General features: G+C 72.0%; 18 protein-coding genes. 9 read left to right on the top strand and 9 right to left on the bottom strand.

What is annotated here, in order from left to right; translation table 11 throughout:
• The first annotated feature begins 2 nt into the window (after positions 1-2).
• The 3 genes from F4562_RS21005 (at position 3) to F4562_RS20995 (ending at position 5,839) form a co-directional block, all read left to right on the top strand.
• Entirely contained in the window at positions 3-1,850 is a 1,848-nt protein-coding gene (locus tag F4562_RS21005) for a sigma factor-like helix-turn-helix DNA-binding protein (protein WP_184544977.1), read from the top strand.
• Between the two features lie 18 nt (positions 1,851-1,868).
• Positions 1,869-3,164, top strand: a complete 1,296-nt coding sequence (locus F4562_RS21000) for a cysteine--tRNA ligase (RefSeq protein ID WP_184544975.1) — start codon at positions 1,869-1,871, stop codon at positions 3,162-3,164.
• Between the two features lie 149 nt (positions 3,165-3,313).
• Positions 3,314-5,839, top strand: coding sequence for a penicillin acylase family protein (locus F4562_RS20995; RefSeq protein ID WP_184545148.1), 2,526 nt, complete (start codon positions 3,314-3,316; stop codon positions 5,837-5,839).
• A gap of 229 nt (positions 5,840-6,068) precedes the next feature.
• Here F4562_RS20995 and F4562_RS20990 read toward each other — a convergent pair whose 3' ends face one another.
• The 4 genes from F4562_RS20990 to mshB all read right to left on the bottom strand — a co-directional run bounded on the left by F4562_RS20990 (position 6,069) and on the right by mshB (position 9,282).
• Positions 6,069-7,265: an MBL fold metallo-hydrolase gene (locus tag F4562_RS20990; RefSeq protein ID WP_221522790.1), complete on the bottom strand. Its 1,197-nt coding sequence runs from the start codon at positions 7,263-7,265 to the stop codon at positions 6,069-6,071.
• Between the two features lie 48 nt (positions 7,266-7,313).
• Positions 7,314-7,769 (bottom strand): hypothetical protein, encoded by a 456-nt coding sequence (locus F4562_RS20985; protein ID WP_184544973.1) that lies wholly within the window; start codon positions 7,767-7,769, stop codon positions 7,314-7,316.
• Positions 7,770-7,921: 152 nt separating this feature from the next.
• Positions 7,922-8,353, bottom strand: a complete 432-nt coding sequence (locus tag F4562_RS20980) for a DUF6113 family protein (protein WP_184544971.1) — start codon at positions 8,351-8,353, stop codon at positions 7,922-7,924.
• Positions 8,354-8,376: 23 nt separating this feature from the next.
• Positions 8,377-9,282: an N-acetyl-1-D-myo-inositol-2-amino-2-deoxy-alpha-D-glucopyranoside deacetylase gene (gene mshB / locus F4562_RS20975; RefSeq protein ID WP_184544969.1), complete on the bottom strand. Its 906-nt coding sequence runs from the start codon at positions 9,280-9,282 to the stop codon at positions 8,377-8,379.
• 172 nt (positions 9,283-9,454) lie between these two features.
• On the opposite strand from mshB, the gene F4562_RS20970 reads away from it, so the two are divergent.
• Positions 9,455-11,515 (top strand): S9 family peptidase, encoded by a 2,061-nt coding sequence (locus tag F4562_RS20970; protein WP_184544967.1) that lies wholly within the window; start codon positions 9,455-9,457, stop codon positions 11,513-11,515.
• A 218-nt stretch (positions 11,516-11,733) separates the two neighbouring features.
• Here F4562_RS20970 and F4562_RS20965 read toward each other — a convergent pair whose 3' ends face one another.
• Positions 11,734-13,479, bottom strand: coding sequence for an ABC transporter ATP-binding protein (locus F4562_RS20965; RefSeq protein ID WP_184544965.1), 1,746 nt, complete (start codon positions 13,477-13,479; stop codon positions 11,734-11,736).
• 64 nt (positions 13,480-13,543) lie between these two features.
• Positions 13,544-15,235, bottom strand: coding sequence for an ABC transporter ATP-binding protein (locus F4562_RS20960; RefSeq protein ID WP_184544964.1), 1,692 nt, complete (start codon positions 15,233-15,235; stop codon positions 13,544-13,546).
• Positions 15,236-15,395: 160 nt separating this feature from the next.
• On the opposite strand from F4562_RS20960, the gene F4562_RS20955 reads away from it, so the two are divergent.
• From F4562_RS20955 to F4562_RS20935, 5 genes are all read left to right on the top strand, one after another.
• Positions 15,396-15,629, top strand: a complete 234-nt coding sequence (locus F4562_RS20955) for an RNA polymerase subunit sigma-70 (RefSeq protein ID WP_184544962.1) — start codon at positions 15,396-15,398, stop codon at positions 15,627-15,629.
• Between the two features lie 2 nt (positions 15,630-15,631).
• The gene (locus F4562_RS20950) at positions 15,632-16,189 is read left to right on the top strand and encodes a Clp protease N-terminal domain-containing protein (RefSeq protein WP_184544960.1); all 558 of its coding nucleotides are present in this window, start codon (positions 15,632-15,634) and stop codon (positions 16,187-16,189) included.
• A 158-nt stretch (positions 16,190-16,347) separates the two neighbouring features.
• Positions 16,348-17,256, top strand: coding sequence for a helix-turn-helix domain-containing protein (locus tag F4562_RS20945; protein WP_184544958.1), 909 nt, complete (start codon positions 16,348-16,350; stop codon positions 17,254-17,256).
• Between the two features lie 180 nt (positions 17,257-17,436).
• A complete protein-coding gene (locus F4562_RS20940; protein ID WP_184544957.1) occupies positions 17,437-17,733 on the top strand; it encodes a nucleotidyltransferase family protein in 297 nt (98 codons plus the stop codon).
• Complete coding sequence (locus F4562_RS20935) at positions 17,723-18,157, top strand: HepT-like ribonuclease domain-containing protein (RefSeq protein WP_184544956.1); 435 nt, start codon at positions 17,723-17,725, stop codon at positions 18,155-18,157. The genes F4562_RS20940 and F4562_RS20935 overlap by 11 nt, the downstream gene beginning before the upstream one ends.
• A 132-nt stretch (positions 18,158-18,289) precedes the next feature.
• Here the strand turns inward: F4562_RS20935 and F4562_RS20930 are convergent, their stop codons facing one another.
• From F4562_RS20930 to F4562_RS20920, 3 genes are all read right to left on the bottom strand, one after another.
• Positions 18,290-19,027, bottom strand: coding sequence for a succinate dehydrogenase/fumarate reductase iron-sulfur subunit (locus F4562_RS20930; RefSeq protein WP_184545144.1), 738 nt, complete (start codon positions 19,025-19,027; stop codon positions 18,290-18,292).
• Positions 19,028-19,130: 103 nt separating this feature from the next.
• Positions 19,131-21,059 carry a fumarate reductase/succinate dehydrogenase flavoprotein subunit gene (locus F4562_RS20925; RefSeq protein ID WP_184544955.1) on the bottom strand — a complete coding sequence of 643 codons (1,929 nt, stop codon included), beginning with the start codon at positions 21,057-21,059 and terminating at the stop codon, positions 19,131-19,133.
• A 94-nt stretch (positions 21,060-21,153) separates the two neighbouring features.
• The gene (locus F4562_RS20920; RefSeq protein WP_184544954.1) at positions 21,154-21,915 is read right to left on the bottom strand and encodes a succinate dehydrogenase cytochrome b subunit; all 762 of its coding nucleotides are present in this window, start codon (positions 21,913-21,915) and stop codon (positions 21,154-21,156) included.
• Positions 21,916-22,010 lie beyond the last annotated feature (95 nt).

Here is a 22,010-nt window from a genome sequence, read left to right as displayed (position 1 = left end):
CAATGAACCTCAGCCTGAGCGACATCGCGCCACCCCTGCGCTGGACCTCTCCCGGCCAGGTAGCGCCGATCGCAACCGACCCCCGCCTCCCTGAGGCGTGGTGGCAGGCGCTGCCGCTCGACAGGGCCTGCTCGACCATCGGGACGTCCGAGGTCGCCGGACGCCTGACCGACCTGGCGCTGACGTGCTGGGGACACCTGATGCTCGGTGACGTCCTGCCCCTGCTCAGGTTCTCCGACCCGGCGTCGAGCGTGCACACGCCCGAGGGGCTGGGCCGCGAGACGGTGCACAAGCTCTTCACCTCCGTGTTCGAGCGGCTGCTCGAACCGGTCACCGAGGAGAGCGTCTCCCGGATGCGTCCGTCCCGCCCGGACCGGCCGCTGCCCGAGGTGATCGACGAGGTCTTCGCCGCCCTGGACGACCGGCAGCGGGCCATCGCCAGAGACCGGCTGTACGCCTCCCAGCGGGCCACGCTCGACGACCTGGCCCAGCGGTTCTCGGTGACCAGGGAACGCATCCGGCAGATAGAGCGGGACCTGCGCGACCACGTGGAGGCGTGGCTGGCCACCGAGGACGCGGCGCCGCTGGTCGCCCACGTGTCCTGGTTGCGTGGCCGGCTCGGTTCCGCCGTGCCGGCCGACGACCTCGCCGCGGCGGTGCCGTGGCACCGCACCGAGCTGTCCACGCTGGGCATCCCCGCCTGGCGGTTCGTCCGGACCATGCTGAGCGGTTACGAGCAGGTCGACGGCTGGCTGGTCGCCGGCGGGGCCGACGAGCTCAGGGAGAAGACCCGGCAGCTGTTCGGCGACGGGCCCCGCCCCCTGGAGGAGGCCATCACCCTGGCCAGCCAGCTCGGCATCCGCGAGGACGTGGCCGAGCGCTGGCTCATCGCCGTGCCCCAGCTCCGGGTGCTGGAGAACCACGTGGTGCAGTGGCCGCGCAGCGTCAACGACAAGGCCGAGGCCGTGCTCGCGGTGGCGGGCGGCCCGCTGACGCCCGAGGAGATCCAGGAGCGCATCGGCGAGGACTACAGCCTCGTCGGCATCCGCAACCAGCTCACCGCCGACGACCGGTTCCTGCGGGTCGACCGGAACAAGTACGGGCTGGCGCGCTGGGGCGGCGAACAGTACCTGGGCATCCGGGAGATGATCGCCCGGGAGATCGAGCGGGCCAACGGCGAGGCGTCGGTCAACACCATCGTCACGAACCTCACCAGCCGCTACGACGTGAGCGAGAGCTCGGTCCGCGCCTACGCGGGCGGCCCCGGCTTCGAGCGCACCCAGCGCGGGTGGATCCGGGTGGCCGGCACCGAGCAGTCCGGTTACCAGCCGCGCCGTGACGTCTCGGAGACCCGCCGTTGCTTCCGCAGCCGCGACGGGCGCTGGTGGCACCGGGTGGACGTCAACGCCGAGCACCTGCGCGGCTCGGGGTCGCCGCTGCCGACCGGTTTCGCCGCGCACCTCGGCATGGCGCCCGGCGGTCAGCTCACCGCGTCCACCCCCGCCGGCGACGTGGTGATCAGCTGGCACAACCAGCCGACCATGGGTTCCATCCGCCCGGTGCTGATCGCCGCGAACGCCTCCGAGGGTGACCACGTCTTCCTGACGGTCTCCGACGGCGGCGAACTGCTGACCCGCTACCTGCCCGCCGCGTCGCCGGCCGTCCCGCCGCTGAACCGGGCGCTGCACCTGATCGGCTACACCGCTCCGGTGGCGTCGGAGGCCGAGGGTCTGCGTCTGATCGGCGCCCGGATCGGCCTGCACGACGGGTGCACGCGGGAGGAGGTCCTCGCCCGCCTGCGTGACCGGGGCGACCGCGACATCCTCTCCTTCCTCGAGGGCGGGGCCTGAGCGCGTAGGCTCGGAGGCGTGCTGCGGCTGTATGACACCCGGACCGGTCAGGTGGAGCGGATCGTCCCCGAGGGGGCCCGCGCGTTGCGGATGCGCACCTGCGGTCCGGCGGTCCACCGGTTCGCCCACCTGGGCGACCTCCGCTCGCACCTGCTGTCGGACCTGATCAGACGGGTCGGTGAGCGGCGGCGGCTGCGGGTCGTCGTCTGCCGCGACATCATCGACGTGGGGCGTCCGGCCGATGACGCCGGCACCGGCCCGGCGGGTGCGGCCCCGGCGGGCGAGGTCCTCTCCCAGGCGCGTGCCGAGGGGCGTGACGCGCCGGAGACGGCGCGGCTCCACGAGGCGGCACGGCTCCACGAGGACGCGTTCACGGCGGACGCGACCGCGCTGAACATCAGGCCGCCCGAGCACTCCCCGCGGGCGACCGAGACGATCGAACCGATGATCGAGCTGGTCGCCGAGCTGATCGGGAAGGGACACGCCTACCCGGCCCCCGACGGGTCGGTCTTCTTCGACGCGGCCTCCTTCCCCTCGTACGGGGAGGTCTCCTCGTACGAGGAGGTCTCCGGCGACCGGCTCGACGGTGCCGGGCCGGGTCGCCGGCCCGGCGACGCCAGGGCCGGGGCCGGCGGACGGTCCCCCGCCGACTGGGTGCTGTGGCGGGCCGCCGACCGGGGGCCGGCCTGGGAGGCACCCTGGGGCCGGGGTCTTCCCGGCCGGCACCTCGGGTGCTCGGTCATGTCGCTGCGGTTCCTCGGCGAGCGCGTCGACGTGCACACCGGCGGGGTCGATCTCCGTTTCCCGCACCACGAGTACGGACGCGCGCAGTGCGACGCCGCCGCCGGGCACGAGGTGGTGCGCCACTGGGTCCACAGTGAGAACGTGCTCTTCGACGGGCACGGGATACCGGAGTCCGGTGGCGACGCGGTGCTGCTCAAGGACGTGACGGGCGCGGGTCTCGACCCGCTGGCCGTGCGGCTGGCGTTCCTGGAGCACCACCACCGGCGGCCGGTGAACCTCACCTGGGAGACCCTGCGGGCCGCCGACCTGACTCTGCGCCGCTGGCGGGCCCGTGTCGCCGAGTGGTCGGAGTCGCCGAGCGTCCCGATGCCCGCCGAGTGGGTCGCCCGGGTCGAGGCCGCCTTCGACGACGACCTCGACACCCCGCTGGCGCTGCGGCTGCTGCGTGAGCTGGAACGCGACGGCTCCGTCGCGCCGGGGGCCCGCTTCGAGACGTTCCTCCATCTCGACCAGGTTCTCGGGCTCGACCTCTCCTGTGACATCGGCAGGGCCGGGAGCCTGCCCGGGTAGCCGCCGGAGCGGCGCCCGAGACGGCGATACGCGGCCCGGCGGGCGCGATGTCCTTGATGCCGGGCACTGCCGAACTCAGCCTCACTCGGCCACACTTGCGGGAGCATGTCGCCTAGGAGGTCTTCGTGAGGTTACGGCCGTACGCCTGGATGCCCCGTCCACTCGCCTGGCTCGCTCAGGCGATCACCCTTCTCGCGGTGTTCGGGCTGTCCCTCGCGGGAGGCGGCGTGTGGGGCGTGCGCGCCTCCTTCCCCCAGCTCGCCGGTGAGCTCACCGTGAAGGGACTGAAGGGAAAAGTCACCGTATATCGCGATAAAAACGGCATCCCGCATATCTACGCCGACTCCCCGGAGGACCTGTTCCTGGCCCAGGGGTACGTGCACGCGCAGGACCGCTTCTTCGAGATGGACTTCCGCCGCCACGTGACCGCCGGACGGCTGTCGGAGATGTTCGGTGCGGCGACCCTCACCGAGGACAAGGTGATCCGCACCATGGGCTGGCGCAGGGTGGCCGAGAAGGAACTGCCCCTGCTCGCCGAGCGAACCCGGCGCTACCTGGACGCCTACGCCGGCGGGGTGAACGCCTGGATGACGGAGAACGACGGTTTCGCCGGCCGGAGTCTCGAATACGTCCTGCTGAAGGCGACCGCCCCCGGATACGAACCCGAGCCGTGGAACCCGGTCGACTCGCTGGCCTGGCTCAAGGCGATGGCCTGGGACCTGCGCTCCAACATGTCCGACGAGATCGGCCGGGCGCTCGTGGCGAGCAGGCTGCCGCGCGACCGGGTGGAACAGCTCTGGCCCGGCTACCCCTATGCGACCCACCAGCCGATCGTCACCCGCGGCTCGGTCACCGGACGCGGGTTCGACCAGGACGAGGAGCCGGACAGCGGCCCCCGCGAGGTGGACACCCGGGCGCTCACCGGAGCGGCCGAGGCCATCCGCGCGGTGCCCGGCCTCATGGGCGACCCGGCGGGCGGCGGCGGCATCGGCTCGAACTCGTGGGTCGTCTCCGGCCGGCACACCACCACCGGCAAGCCGCTGCTCGCCAACGACCCCCACCTGTCGCCGAGCCTTCCCGGCGTCTGGTACCAGGCCGGGCTGCACTGCCTTACCAGGAGTGCCGAGTGCCCGTTCGACGTCACCGGCTTCACCTTCTCCGGCCTGCCGGGAGTGATCATCGGGCACAACGACAGGATCGCCTGGGGGTTCACCAACCTCGGCCCGGACGTCGCCGACCTCTACCTGGAACGGCTCAGGGACGACTCCTACCTGTTCACCGGCGAGTGGAGACCGCTCACCACCAGGACCGAGACGATCAAGGTGGCCGGCGGCGACCCCGTCCCGCTACGGGTCCGCGAGACCATGCACGGACCGGTCATCTCCGACGTCCTGCGGGACGCGCGGAACACGTTGCCCGGCTCGGCCGCGGTCTTCGGCGAACAGGCCGACGCGGTCGCGCTCAAGTGGACCGCCCTGGAACCGGGCCGGACCGCCGACGCGATCTTCGCCATGAACGCCGCGCAGGACTGGTCGCAGTTCCGGGCGGCGGCGAGCGGGTTCGAGGTGCCCGCGCAGAACCTCGTCTACGCCGACACCGAGGGCAACATCGGCTACCAGGCCCCCGGCCGGATCCCGGTCCGCACCCGGGGTGACGGAACCTGGCCGGTGCCCGGCTGGACCGGCGAGTACGCCTGGCGGTCGACGATCCCCTTCGACGAGCTGCCCAGCCTCTACAACCCGCCGGAGGGCTACATCGTGACCGCCAACAACGCGGTCGTCGACCCCGCGCGCTACCCGCACATGCTCACCAAGGACTGGGCGTACGGCTACCGCTCCCAGCGCATCGGCGACCGGCTCCGCGAGGCGCTGAAGAACGGCGGGAAGGTGGACGCGGCGGCGATGGGCACGCTGCAACTGGACACCGGCAACGGCCTCGCGCCGTTCCTGGTGCCCGCGCTGACGGCCCTCGACGTGACCGGCCCGGCCCGAGACGCCCTGGAACTGCTGCGCGGCTGGGACCGGTCCCAGGGGGCCGACTCGGCCCCGGCGGCGTACTTCAACGCCGTCTGGCGGCACCTGCTGGTCGAGACCTTCGACGACGATCTGCCGGAGGAGGCGCAGCCCACCGGCGGCGACCGCTGGTTCGAGGTCGTGCGCGTGATGCTCGGCAAGGCCGACGACCCGTTCTGGGACGACAGGAGCACCCCCGGGAAGGAGACCCGCGACGACATGCTGCGGCGGGCCCTGGCCATCGCGTACGACGAGCTGAGCGCCCGTCTCGGCCCGGACGTCGGGGGCTGGCGCTGGGGTGACCTCCACTCGCTGCGGCTGACCCACCAGAGCCTGGGCACCTCGGGCATCGCCCCGGTCGAGTGGCTGTTCAACCGGGGCCCGTTCCCCGTGGCGGGCAACGACGACGCGGTCAACGCCGCGGGATGGAACGTCCAGGAGGACTACGCGGTGAGCTGGCTGCCGTCCATGCGCATGGTGGTGGACCTCGCGGACCTGGACCGGTCGCGGTGGATCAACCTGACCGGCGCCTCCGGGCACGCCTTCCACGACAACTACTGGGACCAGGCGCCGCTGTGGGCGAGCGGCGGAACCCTCCCCATGCTCTCCCGCGAGGAGTCCGTCAGGAAGGCGGCCGTCCACACCCTGACGCTGAGCCCGTGAGACCGGCGCCGGAAGCGGGCCCCTTGGACCCCGGTGACCACCGTGAGAGGCCGAGGCACCCCGGACCCCGGTGACCACCGCGGGAAACCCGGCCGGCCCGGACCCCGGTGACCACCGCGGGAAACCCGGCCGGCCCGGACCCCGGTGACCACCGCGGGAAACCCGGCCGGCCCGGACCCGGGCGACCGCCGTGAGGGACCCGGGCACCTCGGACTCCGGCGACCGGCTCTCAGGTGCTCAGGACGCGGGACTCGCCGACGGCGAGGTCCCACAGGTCGGCGCGGTCCCGGCCGGCCGCCTCCCAGGCCGCGCGCGCCTGCTCCACCGGGGCCAGCAACGGCTCGCCGGACAGCACGAACGTGCCCCAGTGCATGGTCGCCATCCGCCGCGCACCCACGTCCCGGCACGCCTGCACGGCCTCCTCCGGGTCGACGTGCGAGGCCTTGGTGTACCAGCGGGGTTCGAAGGCGCCCACCGGCATCAGCGCCAGGTCGATGCCCTCCGGGTAGCGCGCCCCGATCTGGGCGAAGCGCTCGCCGTACCCGGTGTCACCGGCGAAGTAGATCGTCTGGTCGGCCGAGGCGACCACCCAGCCGCCCCACAAGGTCTTGCAGGTGTCCCACGGTGCCCGGCGGCTCCAGTGGTGGGCGGGCACGAAGTCGAAGCGCACGTCGCCGACGTACGCGCTCTCCCACCAGTCGAGTTCGACGACGTCGTGGAAGCCGCGCCGGGTGAACCACGACCGCAGTCCGGCCGGGACGAGGATCGGGGTGCTCCTCGGCAGCCGCCGGACGGTCGGCGCGTCCAGGTGGTCGTAGTGGTTGTGGCTGATCACCACGGCGTCGACCGGGGGCAGGTCGGCCCACTCGACGCCGGGCGGGGTGAGCCTCGGGCGGATCCCCGGGATCCTCCTGGACCAGACCGGGTCGGTGAGGACGGTCAGCCCCCCGATCTGGAGCACGTACGTGGCGTGACCCACCCAGGTGACGACCGCGTCGGTGCCCACCACCGGCGGGAGCGCGCCGCGTCGGACCGGGATCCGGCCGGCGTCCTCGATCCTCGGCCGCCGCAGCCCACCGTGCCAGAGCGTGGTCACCAGCTCCTGGAACGCCGGGAGCGGCGTGGTCAGCCGGTCCCGGAAACCTCCCGGCCAGGACCTCTCACCCGGCTCATCCGGTGGCGCGGGCCTTCTCGCGGGGCGGATCCGGCCCTGGGGCGGGAGGCCGGGTCCTGCGGGCGGGAGACCGGATCCGGAAGGAGAGGGGAGGGAGCCCGCCGGGACGCTGATCCGCTCGGGAGTGGGGACGCGTTCGAGGACGGAGACCCGCTCGGGAGTGGGGACGCGTTCGGGGGCGGGGATCCGCTCGGAGACGTCCGGGGTGCCGGGAACACTGATCGAGGTCTCTGGGTGGGATGTCTGCGACATCGGCGGCTCCCTTCGGTCAGCATTGACTCGCCCCTCTTTGATCCCCTTTCAGAGGAATTCATTCCTGTCGCTGGGGTTTTGCCTGCGAGCAGCGCGTGTCCACCGGGGAGAGCGGCGGGCGTAGTTGCCGTCCTCCAGGACGGCCAGCCGCTCGAAGACGTTCCACGCCGCCTGGTCGCCGCAGATCAGGATGGAGACGAGGACCGCGACGAGGTAGAGCGGGAGCATCGGCAGCCCCGCGCAGGCCGCGTACTGCCAGGCGTGCCGGTCTTCGTGCCGGAGCAGGGCACCGGTCAGGTAGCCCTCGTCGTGCCTGGTCAGCACCACGTTGCCGACGGTGAACGCGCCGGCGACGGGGAACGGGATGCGGTAGCCGTGCCCCAGGAGCAGCCCGCCGGGCCCGGCGCTCACCCGGGCCCGGCCGAGGCGTGCCAGCAGCAGCCCCAGCGGTGTGGAGAGGTTGACGTAGTTGAGAACCCGCCGTATCCGGTGCGATCGCCGCATATTCGGATTGTGCGTGATCGAATCGGATGCCGGCGGCGGCCCCGATCAGACGGCGCTACCGCGCGGACGACGAGGCGGCTACCGGGCGGCCGGCGACCAGCCGGTCACGCCACGAACGACGAGACGGTCACGGCACGAACGACGGCGGGCGGTCACGCCGCGGGCGGCCCGTCGGCGCGGGAGCCGAAGGTGTGCGGGGTGAGCAGCCACGACCGGTCCGACTGGGGCGAGAGCATGACCCCCGTCACGAGCGCCACGAGACCGCCGTAGAGGTAGACGTAGCCGGACAGGTCGTTGGCGATGACCAGGTCGCCCTCGGGCCGCCCGGCGATCCAGACCATGGTGACCAACGCCCAGCCCACGGTGAACGCCAGGGCGGTTCCCCTGCCTCGCATCGCCCGGCCCGCTCCGTAGCTGACCCCGAACAGCAGGGCCACGCAGACCAGAGCGGAGACCGGGACGGGCCGGATGTACCACGAGTGCTGGAAGGCGCCCAGAACGCCCGTCAGAAGGCCCAGAAGGGCCAGCACGGCGTACACCGCCGCGGTGACCACCGTGTTCGAGGGCGTTCGGAACGCAGGCACCTTCTCCGTCACGACCATCGAGGTTAGTTGATGCCGGCGAACAGGTCGTCCTCGCGGTCGTACGGCTCGCCGATGCCCCCCACCTCGACCGGCACCCCCGGACCCGCCGGGCCCGGCACCCCGGCGCGCAGGATGTAGTGCTCGACGCCCAGGATCTGCTGGCCGATGTTGTTGGACAGGGCGAACCAGGGGGCGTCCACACTGATCTGGGTGGCGTGTGCCCGCATCGCCTCGACCTTGCGCTCCACGTGGGCACGCGCGTCGATCTCGGTGGTGACGTCCCCGTCCGCGCAGCCGAACGACAGGTCGTCGGCCGACTCGGGGGCGAAGCGGGTGCGGCTCTCACGCATCGCCTCCTCGGCCCTGCGCATCACGGACTTCGGCATGGCGGTGTGGTACAGCTTGGCGATCCGCCACGGCTCGCCCTCGCCGAACCGGGGGTCGGCGGCCAGCTCGAAGGCACGCCAGGAGACGCGGTGGGCCTGGATGTGGTCGGGGTGGCCGTAGAAGCCGTTCTCGTCGTAGGTGACGAGGACCTGGGGACGCACCTCACGGATGATCTTCACCAGTTCTCCCGCCGCCTCGTCCGGGTCGGCCCGCCAGAAGGCGTTCGCCCGGTCGTTGGAGGCGACGCCCATCATGCCGGAGTCGCGCCAGCGGCCGGGGCCGCCCAGGAACCGGTGGTCGGTGACTCCGAGCGCCTTGCAGGCCGCGGCGAGCTCGCCGATGCGGTGCTCGCCCAGGGTGTCGTCCCGGTCGGCGGCCAGGTGGGCGAGCTCCGGCGGGATGACCTCGCCCTCCTCGCCGAGGGTGCAGGTCACCAGCGTGACGTGGGCTCCTTCGGCGGCGTATCTGGCCATGGTGGCCCCGCTGCCGATCGTCTCGTCGTCGGGGTGGGCGTGCACGAGCATGAGGCGCCGATCAGTCATGCGTCAGAGGGTATCCGCGCTCCGCACACCCGGCCCCGCCAGCCCGTGCCTCCGGGCGGAGCACGGGCGAGCGGCCCCGCCGACCGGTGTGCACCCCCGCCGCCCCGTCCCTCCGGGCGAAGCGCGGGCACGGGCGTGGGACACGGGGCGTGAGACTGGCAAGATGACTCGTATGAGTGAGAGTTTCCCTCGCCTGCACGCCAGGACCCGCCGGTTCAGCCTCGGGGTGCCCCGCGGCTTCACCATCGCCCCGGGCGGCGACCGCGTCGTCTTCCTGCGGACGAAGGGCGGCTCCGATCCGGTCACCTGCCTGTGGGAGTACGACGTCCTGAGCGGCACGGAACGGCTGATCGCCGACCCGCGCGTCCTGGCGGCGGACGAGGAGAACCTGCCGCCCGAGGAGCGCGCGCGTCGTGAGCGGAGCCGGGAGCAGGCCGGCGGCATCGTCGGCTACAGCACCGACGCGGCGGTGACGACCGCGGCGTTCGCGCTGGCCGGCGGCCTCTACGTGGTCGAGCTGGCCACCAGGCACGTGCGGCGGCTGAAGACCGCGGGGCCGGTGATCGACCCGCGGATGTCGCCCACCGGCGTGCACGTCGGCTACGTGTCCGGCGGCGCCTTCCACATCCAGGACCTGGAGGACGAGGTCGACCACACGCTGGCCCGTCCCGAGGGGCCGGGGGTCGCCTACGGCCTGGCGGAGTTCGTCGCCGCCGAGGAACTGGACCGGATGCGGGGCTACTGGTGGTCCCCGGCCGGTGACGCGCTCCTGGTCGAGCGGTACGACGAGTCGGGGGTCTGCACCTGGCACGTCGCCGACCCGGCCAATCCGGCCCGCCCGCCCGCCGAGCAGCGCTATCCCGCCGCCGGAACGCCGAACGCCGAGGTCGAGCTCTTCGTGCTGACCCTCGACGGCGGTCGCGTGCCCGTGCCCTTCGACGACGAATACCTCGTCAACGCCGTCTGGGACGCCCACGGACTGTCGATCGTCACCCTGACCCGCGACCAGCGGACCATGCGCCTGTTCGACGTCGCCCCGGCCACCGGCGCCTCCACGCTCGTGCGTGAGGACACCGACCCCGCCTGGGTCGACGTCGTCACCGGAATCCCCGGGCACCTGTCCGACGGCAGCCTGGTCTGGGTCGCCACCGCCGAGGGCGGCCGCCGCCTGTTCGTCGGAGACCGGCCCGTCACCCCGCCCGGCCTCCAGGTCCGCGAGGTCCTCGACGTCGACGGCGAGACCGTGCTGTTCCGGGCCGGCGGCGAGCCCACCGAGATCGCGCTGTGGGCCTACCGCAAGGGTCAGATCGCGCTGGTCAGCCCCACCGAGAGCGGCGTCTACAACGGTCACACGGCGGGCGGCACCCTCGTGGTCACCGGCCAGACTCTCGACAGCGAGGGCTCGGTCGCGCGCGTCCTGCACAACGGCAAGCCCTGCGGCCACATCGCCTCCCACGCCGAGCGGCCCGGCCTGGACCTGCGGGTCTCCCTGATTCGGGCGGGCGAGCGCGACCTGTCCACCGCGGTGATCCTCCCCTCCGGACACGTGCCGGGCTCGGCGAGGCTGCCGGTCCTGATGGACCCGTACGGCGGGCCGCACGCCCAGCGCGTCCTGGCGGCCTCCGGCGCCTACCTGACCAGCCAGTGGTTCGCCGACCAGGGCTTCGCGGTGGTCGTGGCCGACGGCCGCGGCACCCCGGGCCGCGGCCCCGAGTTCGAGCGGGCCATCCTGCACGACCTGGCCACCCCGGTCCTGGAGGACCAGATCGACGCCCTGCACGGCGCCGCCGCGCAGTTCCCCGACGACCTGGACCTGTCGCGGGTCGGCATCCGGGGCTGGTCCTTCGGCGGTTACCTGGCCGCACTGGCCGTGCTGCGCCGCCCGGACGTCTTCCACGCCGCCGTCGCGGGGGCACCGGTGACCGACTGGCGCCTGTACGACACCTGCTACACCGAGCGCTACCTGGGCCACCCCGACGAGGGCCACTACGAGGCGTCCTCGCTGTTCGCCGACGCCGACAAGCTGGAGCGCCCGCTGCTGCTGATCCACGGCCTGGCCGACGACAACGTGGTGGCCGCGCACACCCTCCGCCTGTCGTCCGCGTTGCTGGCCGCGGGCCGCCCGCACAGCGTGCTGCCACTGTCGGGCGTCACCCACATGACGCCGCAGGAGGTCGTCGCGGAGAACCTGCTGCTGCTCCAGGTCGAGTTCCTGAAGAAGGCCCTGTCCTGAGGCCGCCGTCCTGAGACAGTCGTCGTGAGGCGCCCCTCGCAAGGGGCGCCTCCCCGGGCCGCCGTCCTGAGGCCCTCCTCCGGGGCGGTCTGAGGCTTTCCTCCGGGGCGGCGCCTCGGTGCGGATCATCCCGTGCCGCGGTGTCAGGGCGGCGATCTCGCCGGCCCTCGACGGGCTCCCGCGTCACCTTCCGGTCACCAGGCTCCGGTCTCTTCGGTCTACTTCGACGTGCCGTGCCAGCTTCTCCACAGCGCGGCGTAGGAACCGTCGGCGGCGACGAGCTCGTCGTGGGAGCCCAGCTCGCTGATCCGGCCGTCCTCGACCACGGCGACACGGTCGGCGTCGTGCGCGGTGTACAGGCGGTGGGCGATCGCGATCACCGTGCGGTCTCGCAGGACGGCGGCCAGGGAGCGCTCCAGGTTCCGGGCGGCCCGGGGGTCGATCAGCGAGGTGGCCTCGTCCAGCACCAGGGTGTGCGGGTCGGCCAGGACCAGCCGGGCCAGCGCGAGCTGCTGCGCCTCGGCGGCGGAGACGCTCCGGCCGCCCGAGCCGACGGCGGTGTCGAGCCCTTCGGGCAGCGCCTCGACCCACTCCCAGGCGTGCACGGCCTCAAGCGCCTCGCGGACCCGGGCGTCGTCGGCGTCCGGCCGCGCGATCAGCACGTTGTCGCGCAGCGTGCCGCGGAAGACGTGGTGTTCCTGGGTCACCAGGGCGACGTGGCCGCGCAGGTCGTCCAGGGGCAGCTCGACCAGCGAGGCGCCGCCGACGGTGACGGTGCCCTCGCGGGGGCCGTGGACGCCGGCCAGCAGGCGCCCCAGCGTGGACTTGCCCGCGCCGGACGGGCCGACCATGGCCAGCCGTTCCCCCGGCCGGACCACCAGGTCGACGCCGTGCAGCACGTCGTGGCCGTCGCGGTAGGCGTAGTGGACGCCTGCGGCTTCCAGCTCCTCGCCGTCGGGCGTGCCGGAGCCGTTCCCCCGGTCGTCGGGCACTTCGGCGACGCCCAGCAGGCGGGCCATCGAGGCGCCGCCCACCTGGAGTTCGTCGATCCACATCAGCAGCCGGTCGAGCGGGTCGATGAGCTGCTGGACGTACAGGGTGGCCGTGGTGACCTGCTCCAGCGAGACCCAGCCCCGGATGTAGAAGACGCCGCCGATGACCAGTGTCGCCACGATGGGGATCACGTAGCCGAACTCGACCGCCGGGAACCAGACCGTGCGCAGCCCCAGCGTGTAGCGTTCGGCCGCCCACGAGCGGGCGATGTCGCCGTCGGTGCGGCGGTGGCGGCGCTCCTGCAGGCCCAGGGCCTCGACGGCGCGGGCCCCGTCGACGGTCTCGGCGAGGCCGTCGGTCATGTCCGCGTAGGCGGCGCTCTCGCGCAGGTAACCGTCCCTGGCCCGCTTGAGGTACCACCGGGTGGTGAACCACAGCAGCGGCGCGGCCAGCAGCGACGGCAGCATGAGCAGCGGGCCCACCACCAGCAGCGCGCCGACGCTGATCAGGCAGGTGACCAGGGCGATCAGGGTCTCGGGCACGGCGTGCCGCACGGTGCGCGACAGCGCGTCGACGTCGCGCGAGGTGCGGGTGATCAAGTCGCCGGACCCGGCGCGTTCGACCGTGGACAGGGGCAGCCCGAGCACCCGCTCCACGAACTCCTCGCGCAGCTCGGCGAGGACCTTCTCGCCGAGCCGGGAGGAGGCGTACACGGCGAACCTGACCAGCACCGCCTGGGCCGCGAGGAACCCGCCGATGGCCAGCGCCGCCGCGGTGACGTCGACGCCGCCTCCCTCGTCGACCCCCTGGACGAGCCGGCCCAGCAGCCACGGCGCCGCCAGGCCCGCGACGGCGGCCAGGCCGTGCAGGCCCAGCGCGAGGGCCAGCTCACGGGGATACTTCAGGGTGAGCCGGCGGGCGTACGCGCGGACCTGTGCCCGGTCGGCGACCGGCAGGATCTGCCTGCTCACGGGCTCTGCTCCCCCGGCTCGCGGTTCGCGCCCGCGAACCCCCCACGCCCGTCGGGCCGTTCGCTCACGTGTCTTCTCCCCGGGTGACGACGGCGGAGTACGCGGGGTGGGAGGCCAGCAGCTCCCGGTGGGCCCCCTGAGCGCGCACCACGCCTCCTTCGACGTAGATCACATGGTCGGTGCGGTCGAGGACCAGCGGGCTGGACGTGCAGACGAGCGTGGTCCTGCCCGCGCGGGCCTTGGCGAGGCGGTCGGCGATGCGCGCCTCGCTGTGGGCGTCGACGGCGCTGGTCGGCTCGACGAGGATGAGCACCTCGGGATCGAGGACCAGCGCTCTGGCCAGCCGGAGCCGCTGCCGCTGGCCGCCGGAGAACTCCCGGCCCGCCTCGGCGACCCGGCCGTCGAGGCCGTCGGGCAGTGCCTCGACGATGTCCTCGGCGCACGCGGCGTGCAGCGCGGCGGCGATCTCCTCGTCGCCGGCGCGGCCGGTGACGTCGAGCTCGTCGCGGAGCACCCCGGTGAACAGCTTGGCGTCGTTGTCGGCGACGAGGATACGGCGGCGGACCTCGGGGATCGGCAGGGCGTCGAGCGGCACGTCGCCGAAGTCGACGTCGCCGTCGGCGTAGCGGCCGAGCCGACCGGCGATCGCGGCGGCCTCCTCGGGCGTGGCGGTGACGAGGGCGGTGAACACGCCGGGCCGGACCGCCACCCCGGAGGCGACGTCGCGCAGCAGGCCGCCCGGCGAGGCGCCGGTGCCGCCCTCGACGTCGGGCCGCAGCGACAGGATCCGCACCACCCGGCCGGCGGCGACGTGCCCCTTGGTCAGCTTGTCGGCGGCCTCGGTGAGCGCCCGCATCGGGGCGATCAGGAAGGTGGCGTAGCCGTAGAAGGCGACGAGCTGCCCGGGGGTGATCTGCCCGCGCATCGCGAAGGTCGCGCCGAGCCAGGTCACCCCGGCGGTGAGCAGGCCCGGCAGGAGGATCTGCGCACCCTCCAGGGTCGACTCGACGGCGGCGACGCGCACGCCCGCGTGCCGCACACGCTGGGACTCCTCCCGGTAGCGGTCGGCGAAGACCTCCTCGCCGCCGACACCGCGCAGCACCCGCAGCCCGGCGACGATGTCGGCGGCGCGGGTGGACAGGTCGCCCTGCAGGTCACGGTGGGCGTGCTGGCGCCGGTGCAGCGGCCGGAGCAGGGGGGCGACGGCGAACGCCATGGCGGGCACGCCGACCAGCACCGCGAGGCCGAGCGGCAGCGAGGTGCCGATCAGGATGACGGTCACCGTGACGATGGCGACGACCGCGCCGGTACCGCGGAGCAGGATGTCCATCGCGTTGCCGATGTGGGCGATGTCGGAGTTGCCGACGCTGACGACCTCGCCGGTGGACACGCGCCGGGGCAGGGTCGCGCCGAGCCTGGTCGCCTGCCTGACGGTGACCTGGACGGTCCGGTAGGCGGCGGCCAGCCAGGTGTAGACCGCGATCCGGTGACGCAGGATGCCCGCGACGGCCTGCACGACGCCCAGGGCGAACACCACGCCGCCCCAGGTGAGCAGGCCAGGCATGTCCTTGGCCCTGACCGCGTCGATCCCCTTGCCGAGAGCGGCCGGGACGAGCGCCATGGCCAGCCACCAGACGACGGCGTAGGTGATGCCGAGGAGCAGTGTGCCCGCCTGTTTACGGGCCACCCAGCGCAGGTAGGCCGCCGCGCTGCGGGCGTCGGGAACGCCGGGATCGGCGACGGGTAAGGAGCGCATGACTCTGCAAGGTTCACAAACTCTGACCCGGCCCGGCAAACCATTTTCCACTCGGCGTGGCGCGGTCGCACCGGGCTCCGGTCCGCGGTTCCGCCCTTCCCCCACGGAGTTTCGTCAACAGAAGTTGACACAAGGATGCCGTCAACCTACATTGACATCCATGAGCGATACGGCACAGCTGGCCTCCGACGCCGGCAGCCGCGACCCCGCCGTCGGCCTGCGGGCCGTGCGGGCGCTGCGGATGCTGGTCGACCGCCTGGAGGCCCTTCAGGTGGAGAACGCACGCGAACAGGGCTGGTCCTGGCAGGAGATCGCCTACTGCCTGGAGGTCTCCCGGCAGGCGGTGCACAAGAAGTACGCAGGGGGCCGAGGGCTCCTGAGAAGGGAGAGGTAGGCATGTTCGAACGCTTCACCCGCGACGCCCGCCAGAGCGTCAAGCTCGCGCAGGAGAACGCCCGGCGGCTCAACCACCACTTCATCGGGAGCGAGCACGTGCTGCTGGGCCTGCTCGACCAGCCCGAGACCCCCTCCGCGCGGCTGCTGGCCCGGCACGGCCTCGACCACGGGCGGGCCTACCGGACCGTCTTCGACATGATCCCGCCCCGCCAGGGCGACCGGCTCGACGCCGACGCGCTGGAGTCGATCGGCATCGACCTGTCGGCCATCCGGGAACGGGTCGAGGCCGCCTTCGGCCCGGGTGCCCTCGACCGGCCGACGCAGCACACCCGGGGCCGCGTGGTCAGCGGCCGGCACATCCCCTTCACCCCGCCGGCGAAGAAGGCCCTGGAGCTGTCGCTGCGCGAGGCCATCGCGCTGAAGCACAAGCACATCGCCGGCGGCCACATCCTGCTGGGCATCCTGCGCGCGGGCCCCGGGCCCGCCCGGCGGGTCCTGTCACAGGTGGACGTCGACCTGGAGACCCTGCGTCGGGAGATCGTCGCCGAGCTCGGCTGAGACCTCCCCCTCCGCGGCCCGGAACCCGTCCGCCCCGGAACCCGTCCGGCCCGCGACCGGCACGGCTTCGGCCGGGAGCCGCGCGGGAAAACCCGGAAACGAGAAAACCTGGAAAAGGGGCTTGAAGCTCCAGCGACTGGAGGATCGAGACTCATCTCGTGAACGACCGCACCGAGCTGTTCACCATCGGACAGCTCTCCCGCCGCACCGGCCTGCCGGTGCGCACCATCCGCTTCTGGTCCGACATCGGCGTCCTGGAGCCGGCCTGCCGCTCGACCGGCGGCCACCGGCTCTACGACACCGAGGCGGTGGTCCGCCTCGACCTGGTCCGCACCCTGCGCGAGCTGGGGCTGGGCCTGGAAACGGTGCAGCGGGTGCTGCACCGGCAGGTCACGGTGGCCGACGTCGCCAGGACACACGCCGAAGCCCTGGACGCGGAGATCCGCATCCTGCGGCTGCGCCGCGCGGTGCTGCGGTCGGTCGCCCGCAGAGGAAGCACGACCGAGGAGATGAGACTCATGAACGAACTGGCCCGGCTCTCCGCGCAGGAGCGGCAGCGCCTCATCGACGACTTCGTCGAGCGCACCTTCGACGGCATCGACCCCGACGCCCCCGGAGCGCACATCGCGCAGGCGATGCGCACGATGCCCGCCGAGCTACCCGACGATCCGTCCTCCGAGCAGGTGGACGCCTGGATCGAGCTCGCCGGGCTCGTCGCGGACGAGGACTTCCAGCGGCGGGTGCGCCAGATGGCGCTGACGGGTGCGCAACCCGGCCCGCCGTCGCGGGAGTACGACCACCAGAAGGTCCTGGAGCACGCCGGCGGCGCGGTGGCGGCGGGTGTCGCCCCCGACTCCCCGGAGGGCAGGGCCGTGCTGGACCGGATTCTCGACCCGGCGACCCCCGCCGAAGAGCGCGCCAGGCTCGCCGACGACGTGGAGACGTTCACCGACCGGCGGGTGGAGCGTTACTGGCAGCTGATGGGCGTGCTCAGCGGCCGGCCGCCGTTCCCGTCCGCCACCCCCGCCTTCGAGTGGTTCATCGCGGCCCTGCGCGCGCACCGCTGACGGCAGCGGGCCGCACCCTCGTTCCGAAGGTGCGGCCCGCGTCGGCTCACGCCGGAGGCCGGGTCACTCACCGGCCGGGCAACGGGAAGCGGGAAGGAGGCATACGGAAGAAGTCACGCCCCCGAAGCCAACTCCTGCGAGTGGCACCGGGGACATGACAGCATGGAGTCGGGAGGAGCCATGAGCATTGACTTCACAACCATCCGCCCGCAACTGGTCAGGTTGTGCGAGAAGTACGGCATCGTCGAGCTGTCCGTCTTCGGCTCGGTCGCCCGTGACGAAGACCGGGATGGCAGCGACATCGACCTGCTCTACGTTCTGAAACCCGGCACCGACATCGGACTTGAGTTCTTCGCTTTCCAGGAGGAACTGGAAGAGCTGCTCGACCGGAAGGTCGACGTGGTCTCCAAGGAAGGTCTCCACTGGATCATCCGTGATCAGGTGCTCGGCGACGCCCGGGTGCTCTATGCAGCGTGACGGTCTCTACCTGGTGGACATCGTGGAAGCCGCCAAGAAGATCAGCTCCTATCTGGAAGGCGTCTCACCCGAGATGTGGGCCGTCGACTCGATGCGCCGTGACGCGGTCATATGGCAGCTCTCCATCATCGGCGAGGCCGTGGCGGGGATCTCGGAGGAGACCCGGGCGTCCGCTCCCGAGATTCCATGGAAGCTGATCAGGGGGCTTCGCAACAACGTCGTGCACCGCTACTTCAGTGTGGACTGGACGATCGTGCACAATGCCGCGACAACCAACGTTCCCGAACTGGCGCGGCAGGTGCGCGACCTGCTCCGGCGCTCCTACCCGGACATCTTTCAACGTCTCCGGGAAGAGGAGTCCCGCATTCCCGGCATCTCTCCGGGCGACCCGCGCACGGATGCTCCACGTGCCACGGATTCATAGCGGCCCTCACCGACCGTGTGGCCGTTCTCGACGGCCGCGGGCCGCACCCTCGTTCCGAGGGTGCGGCCCGCGTCGGCTCACGCCGGAGGCCGGGTCACTCACCGGCCGGGAGGAGGCGTACGCCCCGGGGTGTTACTTGGCCGCCTTGAGGTAGTCGCGGTTCATCTGGGCGATGGTGTCCAGCGGGATGCCCTTGGGGCAGACCGCGGTGCACTCGCCGGTGTTGGTGCAACCGCCGAAGCCCTCGGCGTCCATCTGCTCGACCATGGCCCTGGCACGCGAGGCGCGCTCGGGCTGACCCTGCGGCAGCAGGCTCAGGTGAGTGATCTTCGCCGCGGTGAACAGGGATGCCGAGCCGTTCGGGCAGGCGGCGACGCAGGCGCCGCAGCCGATGCAGGTGGCCGCGTCGAAGGCCGCGTCGGCGTCGACCTTCTTCACCGGGACGCTGTGCGCGTCGGGCGCCGATCCGGCGGGGACGGAGATGAACCCGCCCGCCTGGATGATCCGGTCGAACGCCGAGCGGTCCACGACCAGGTCCTTGACCACCGGGAACGGCGCGGCACGCCACGGCTCGATGGTGATGACCGCGTTGTCCTCGAAGTGCCGCATGTGCAGCTGGCAGGTGGTGGTGGCCACCTGCTCGCCGTGCGCGACACCGTTGATGACCATGCCGCACATGCCGCAGATGCCCTCGCGGCAGTCGTGGTCGAAGGCGATCGGGTCGTCGCCCTCCAGGATGAGCCGCTCGTTGAGCACGTCGAGCATCTCCAGGAAGGACATGTCGGGAGACACGTCCTCGACCCGGTAGGTGACCATCTTGCCCTTGTCTTCGGGGCCGTTCTGCCGCCAGACCTTGAGGGTGAGGTTCAGGCCCATGGTTCGCTTACCACTTCCTCGTTCGCCGTCCGCGAGCCCACCGGGCACGCCCGCCGCACGGCGTGCCGTGCCGCGTCGCCCGCCACGCGGGGTGCGCTCACTTGTAGCTCCGCTGGCTCATCTTGACGTATTCGTAGTTCAGGTCTTCCTTGTGCAGGATCGGGCCCTGCTCGCCGTACTCCCAGGCCGCGACGTAGGCGAAGTTCTCGTCGTCGCGCAGGGCCTCGCCGTCGGCGTCCTGCGACTCGGCGCGGAAGTGCCCGCCGCACGACTCGGTACGGTGCAGCGCGTCGATGCACATCAGCTCGGCCAGGTCGAAGAAGTCGGCCACCCGGCCGGCCCGCTCCAGCGCCTGGTTGAGCTCCTCGGCCTTGCCGGACACCTTGACGCGCTTCCAGAACTCCTCGCGGAGCTCGGGGATCCGCTCCAGGGCCTTGCGCAGCGACTCCTCGGTGCGCTCCATGCCGCAGTAGTCCCACATGATCTTGCCGAGCTCGCGGTGGAAGGAGTCGGCGGTGCGGTCGCCGTCGTTGGCCAGCAACTTTTCGATCTTGGAGCGGACCGCGGTCTCGGCCTCGGCGACGGCGTCCTCGTCGACCTCCCCGTAGGGGCCGTTCGCGAGGTAGTCGCCGATCGTCGTCGGCAGCACGAAGTAGCCGTCGGCCAGGCCCTGCATCAGCGCGGACGCGCCGAGGCGGTTGGCGCCGTGGTCGGAGAAGTTGGCCTCGCCGATCACGAACAGGCCCGGGATGGTCGACTGGAGGTCGTAGTCGACCCACAGGCCGCCCATCGTGTAGTGCACGGCGGGGTAGATGCGCATCGGCTGGGTGTAGGGGTCCTCACCGGTGATGCGCTCGTACATCTCGAACAGGTTGCCGTACTTCTTCTCCACGGCCTCGCGGCCCAGGCGCCGGATGGCGTCGGCGAAGTCGAGGTAGACGCCCAGCCCGCCGGGGCCGACGCCGCGGCCCTCGTCGCAGACGTTCTTGGCGGCGCGGGAGGCGATGTCACGCGGCACCAGGTTGCCGAACGCCGGGTAGATGCGCTCCAGGTAGTAGTCGCGCTCCGCTTCCGGGATCTCCGAGGCGGGGCGGGTGTCGCCGGCCTTGACCGGGACCCACACGCGGCCGTCGTTGCGCAGCGACTCCGACATCAGGGTCAGCTTCGACTGGTAGTCGCCGCTGACGGGGATGCAGGTGGGGTGGATCTGGGTGTAGCAGGGGTTGGCGAACATCGCGCCGCGCCGGTGTGCCCGCCAGATCGCCGTGGTGTTGCAGCCCTTGGCGTTGGTCGACAGGAAGAACACGTTGCCGTACCCGCCGCTGGCCAGCACGACCGCGTCCGCCGTGTGCCGCTCGATCTCACCGGTGACCATGTCGCGGACGATGACGCCGCGGGCCCGGCCGTCGGAGACGATCAGGTCGAGCATCTCGTGGCGGGTGTTCATCTTCACGGTGCCCGCCGCGATCTGCCGCTCCAGCGCCTGGTAGGCGCCGAGCAGGAGCTGCTGCCCCGTCTGGCCGCGGGCGTAGAAGGTACGGGAGACCTGCGCGCCGCCGAAGGAGCGGGTGTCGAGCAGACCGCCGTACTCGCGGGCGAACGGCACGCCCTGGGCCACGGCCTGGTCGATGATGTTCACGCTGACCTGGGCGAGCCGGTAGACGTTCGACTCGCGGGCGCGGAAGTCGCCGCCCTTGACCGTGTCGTAGAACAGCCGGTAGATCGAGTCGCCGTCGCCGCGGTAGTTCTTGGCCGCGTTGATGCCGCCCTGCGCCGCGATGGAGTGTGCCCGGCGGGGCGAGTCCTGGTAGCAGAACGACGTGACGTTGTAGCCCAGCTCGCCGAGGGTCGCGGCGGCGGAGCCGCCGGCCAGGCCGGTGCCCACCACGATGACGTGAAGCTTGCGCTTGTTGGCCGGGTTGACCAGCTTGGCGCTGAACTTCCGCTTCTCCCAGCGCTCCTCGATCGGGCCGTCGGGCGCCTTGGTGTCGCGGATCGGCTCACCCTCGGTGTACATCGTGGTCATCGCTCGCTCACCGTTCCTCGTTCACCGTGCGGAACCGCCGTGCGGAACCCCTGTCTCGCGGCGCCGGCCGCCGCGCTCACCGCGCCGGACCCGCTCACTTGATCACTCCGGCCATGACCGCGACCGGGACCACGAGGAACCCGATGACCAGCAGCGCCGACAGACCGGCGGCCACGATCTTCAGCGGGCGGTAGCTGCGTCCGCCGGCCAGGCCCAGCGTCTGGAACGCGCTCCACAGACCGTGGCGCAGGTGCAGGCCGACCATGACGACCGCGAGGACGTAGAAGACGGTGACCCACCAGCGGGACGGGGCGAAGCCCTCGACCAGGCGGTCGTACGGCGTGCTGCCGAAGCCCGCCGGGTTGACCACGCCGACCGTCAGGTCGAGCAGGTGGTAGACCACGAACAGCAGGATGATGACGCCGCCGTAGCGCATGGTGTGAACGGCGTACCCGGACGCCTGCGACTTGCGCTTGGCCGCGTACTTGACCGGCCGGGCCTTGCCCGCGCGGCGGGCCAGGGAGATCGCCGCCCACATGTGGAGCCCGACCGCCGCCACCAGGCCGACCTCGACGAGCGTCAGCGCGACCCGGTAGGTGAGGAGCGGCTCGCCCATCGTCCGCAGGAAGCTCGCGTACTCGTTGAAGGAGTCGGCGCCGAGGAACGCCTTCAGGTTCCCGACCATGTGGCCGATCAGGAAGAGCACCATGGCGGCGCCGGTGACGGCCATGACGGCCTTCTTACCGTTGGAGGAGCCCAGGAACCCGCCGGACCTCCTGGGCGCAGGCTTCGCGGGGGTGTCCGCGGAGGTCTTAATCGGCGCGGTGGCGGAACCGCGCTCAATCGTGGCAGTCACACCCGTGACGCTAGGTAGGGAGATTTGACCCCGTCCAAGTCATCGTGGATGTGGTTTCCATAGCCTGCGGCTATCATCTCTGCGTCCACGCCGCT

Origin of the sequence: Streptosporangium becharense (assembly GCF_014204985.1) — a bacterium.
Taxonomy (GTDB): domain Bacteria; phylum Actinomycetota; class Actinomycetes; order Streptosporangiales; family Streptosporangiaceae; genus Streptosporangium; species Streptosporangium becharense.
This window is presented reverse-complemented; position numbering and strand designations above follow the sequence as displayed.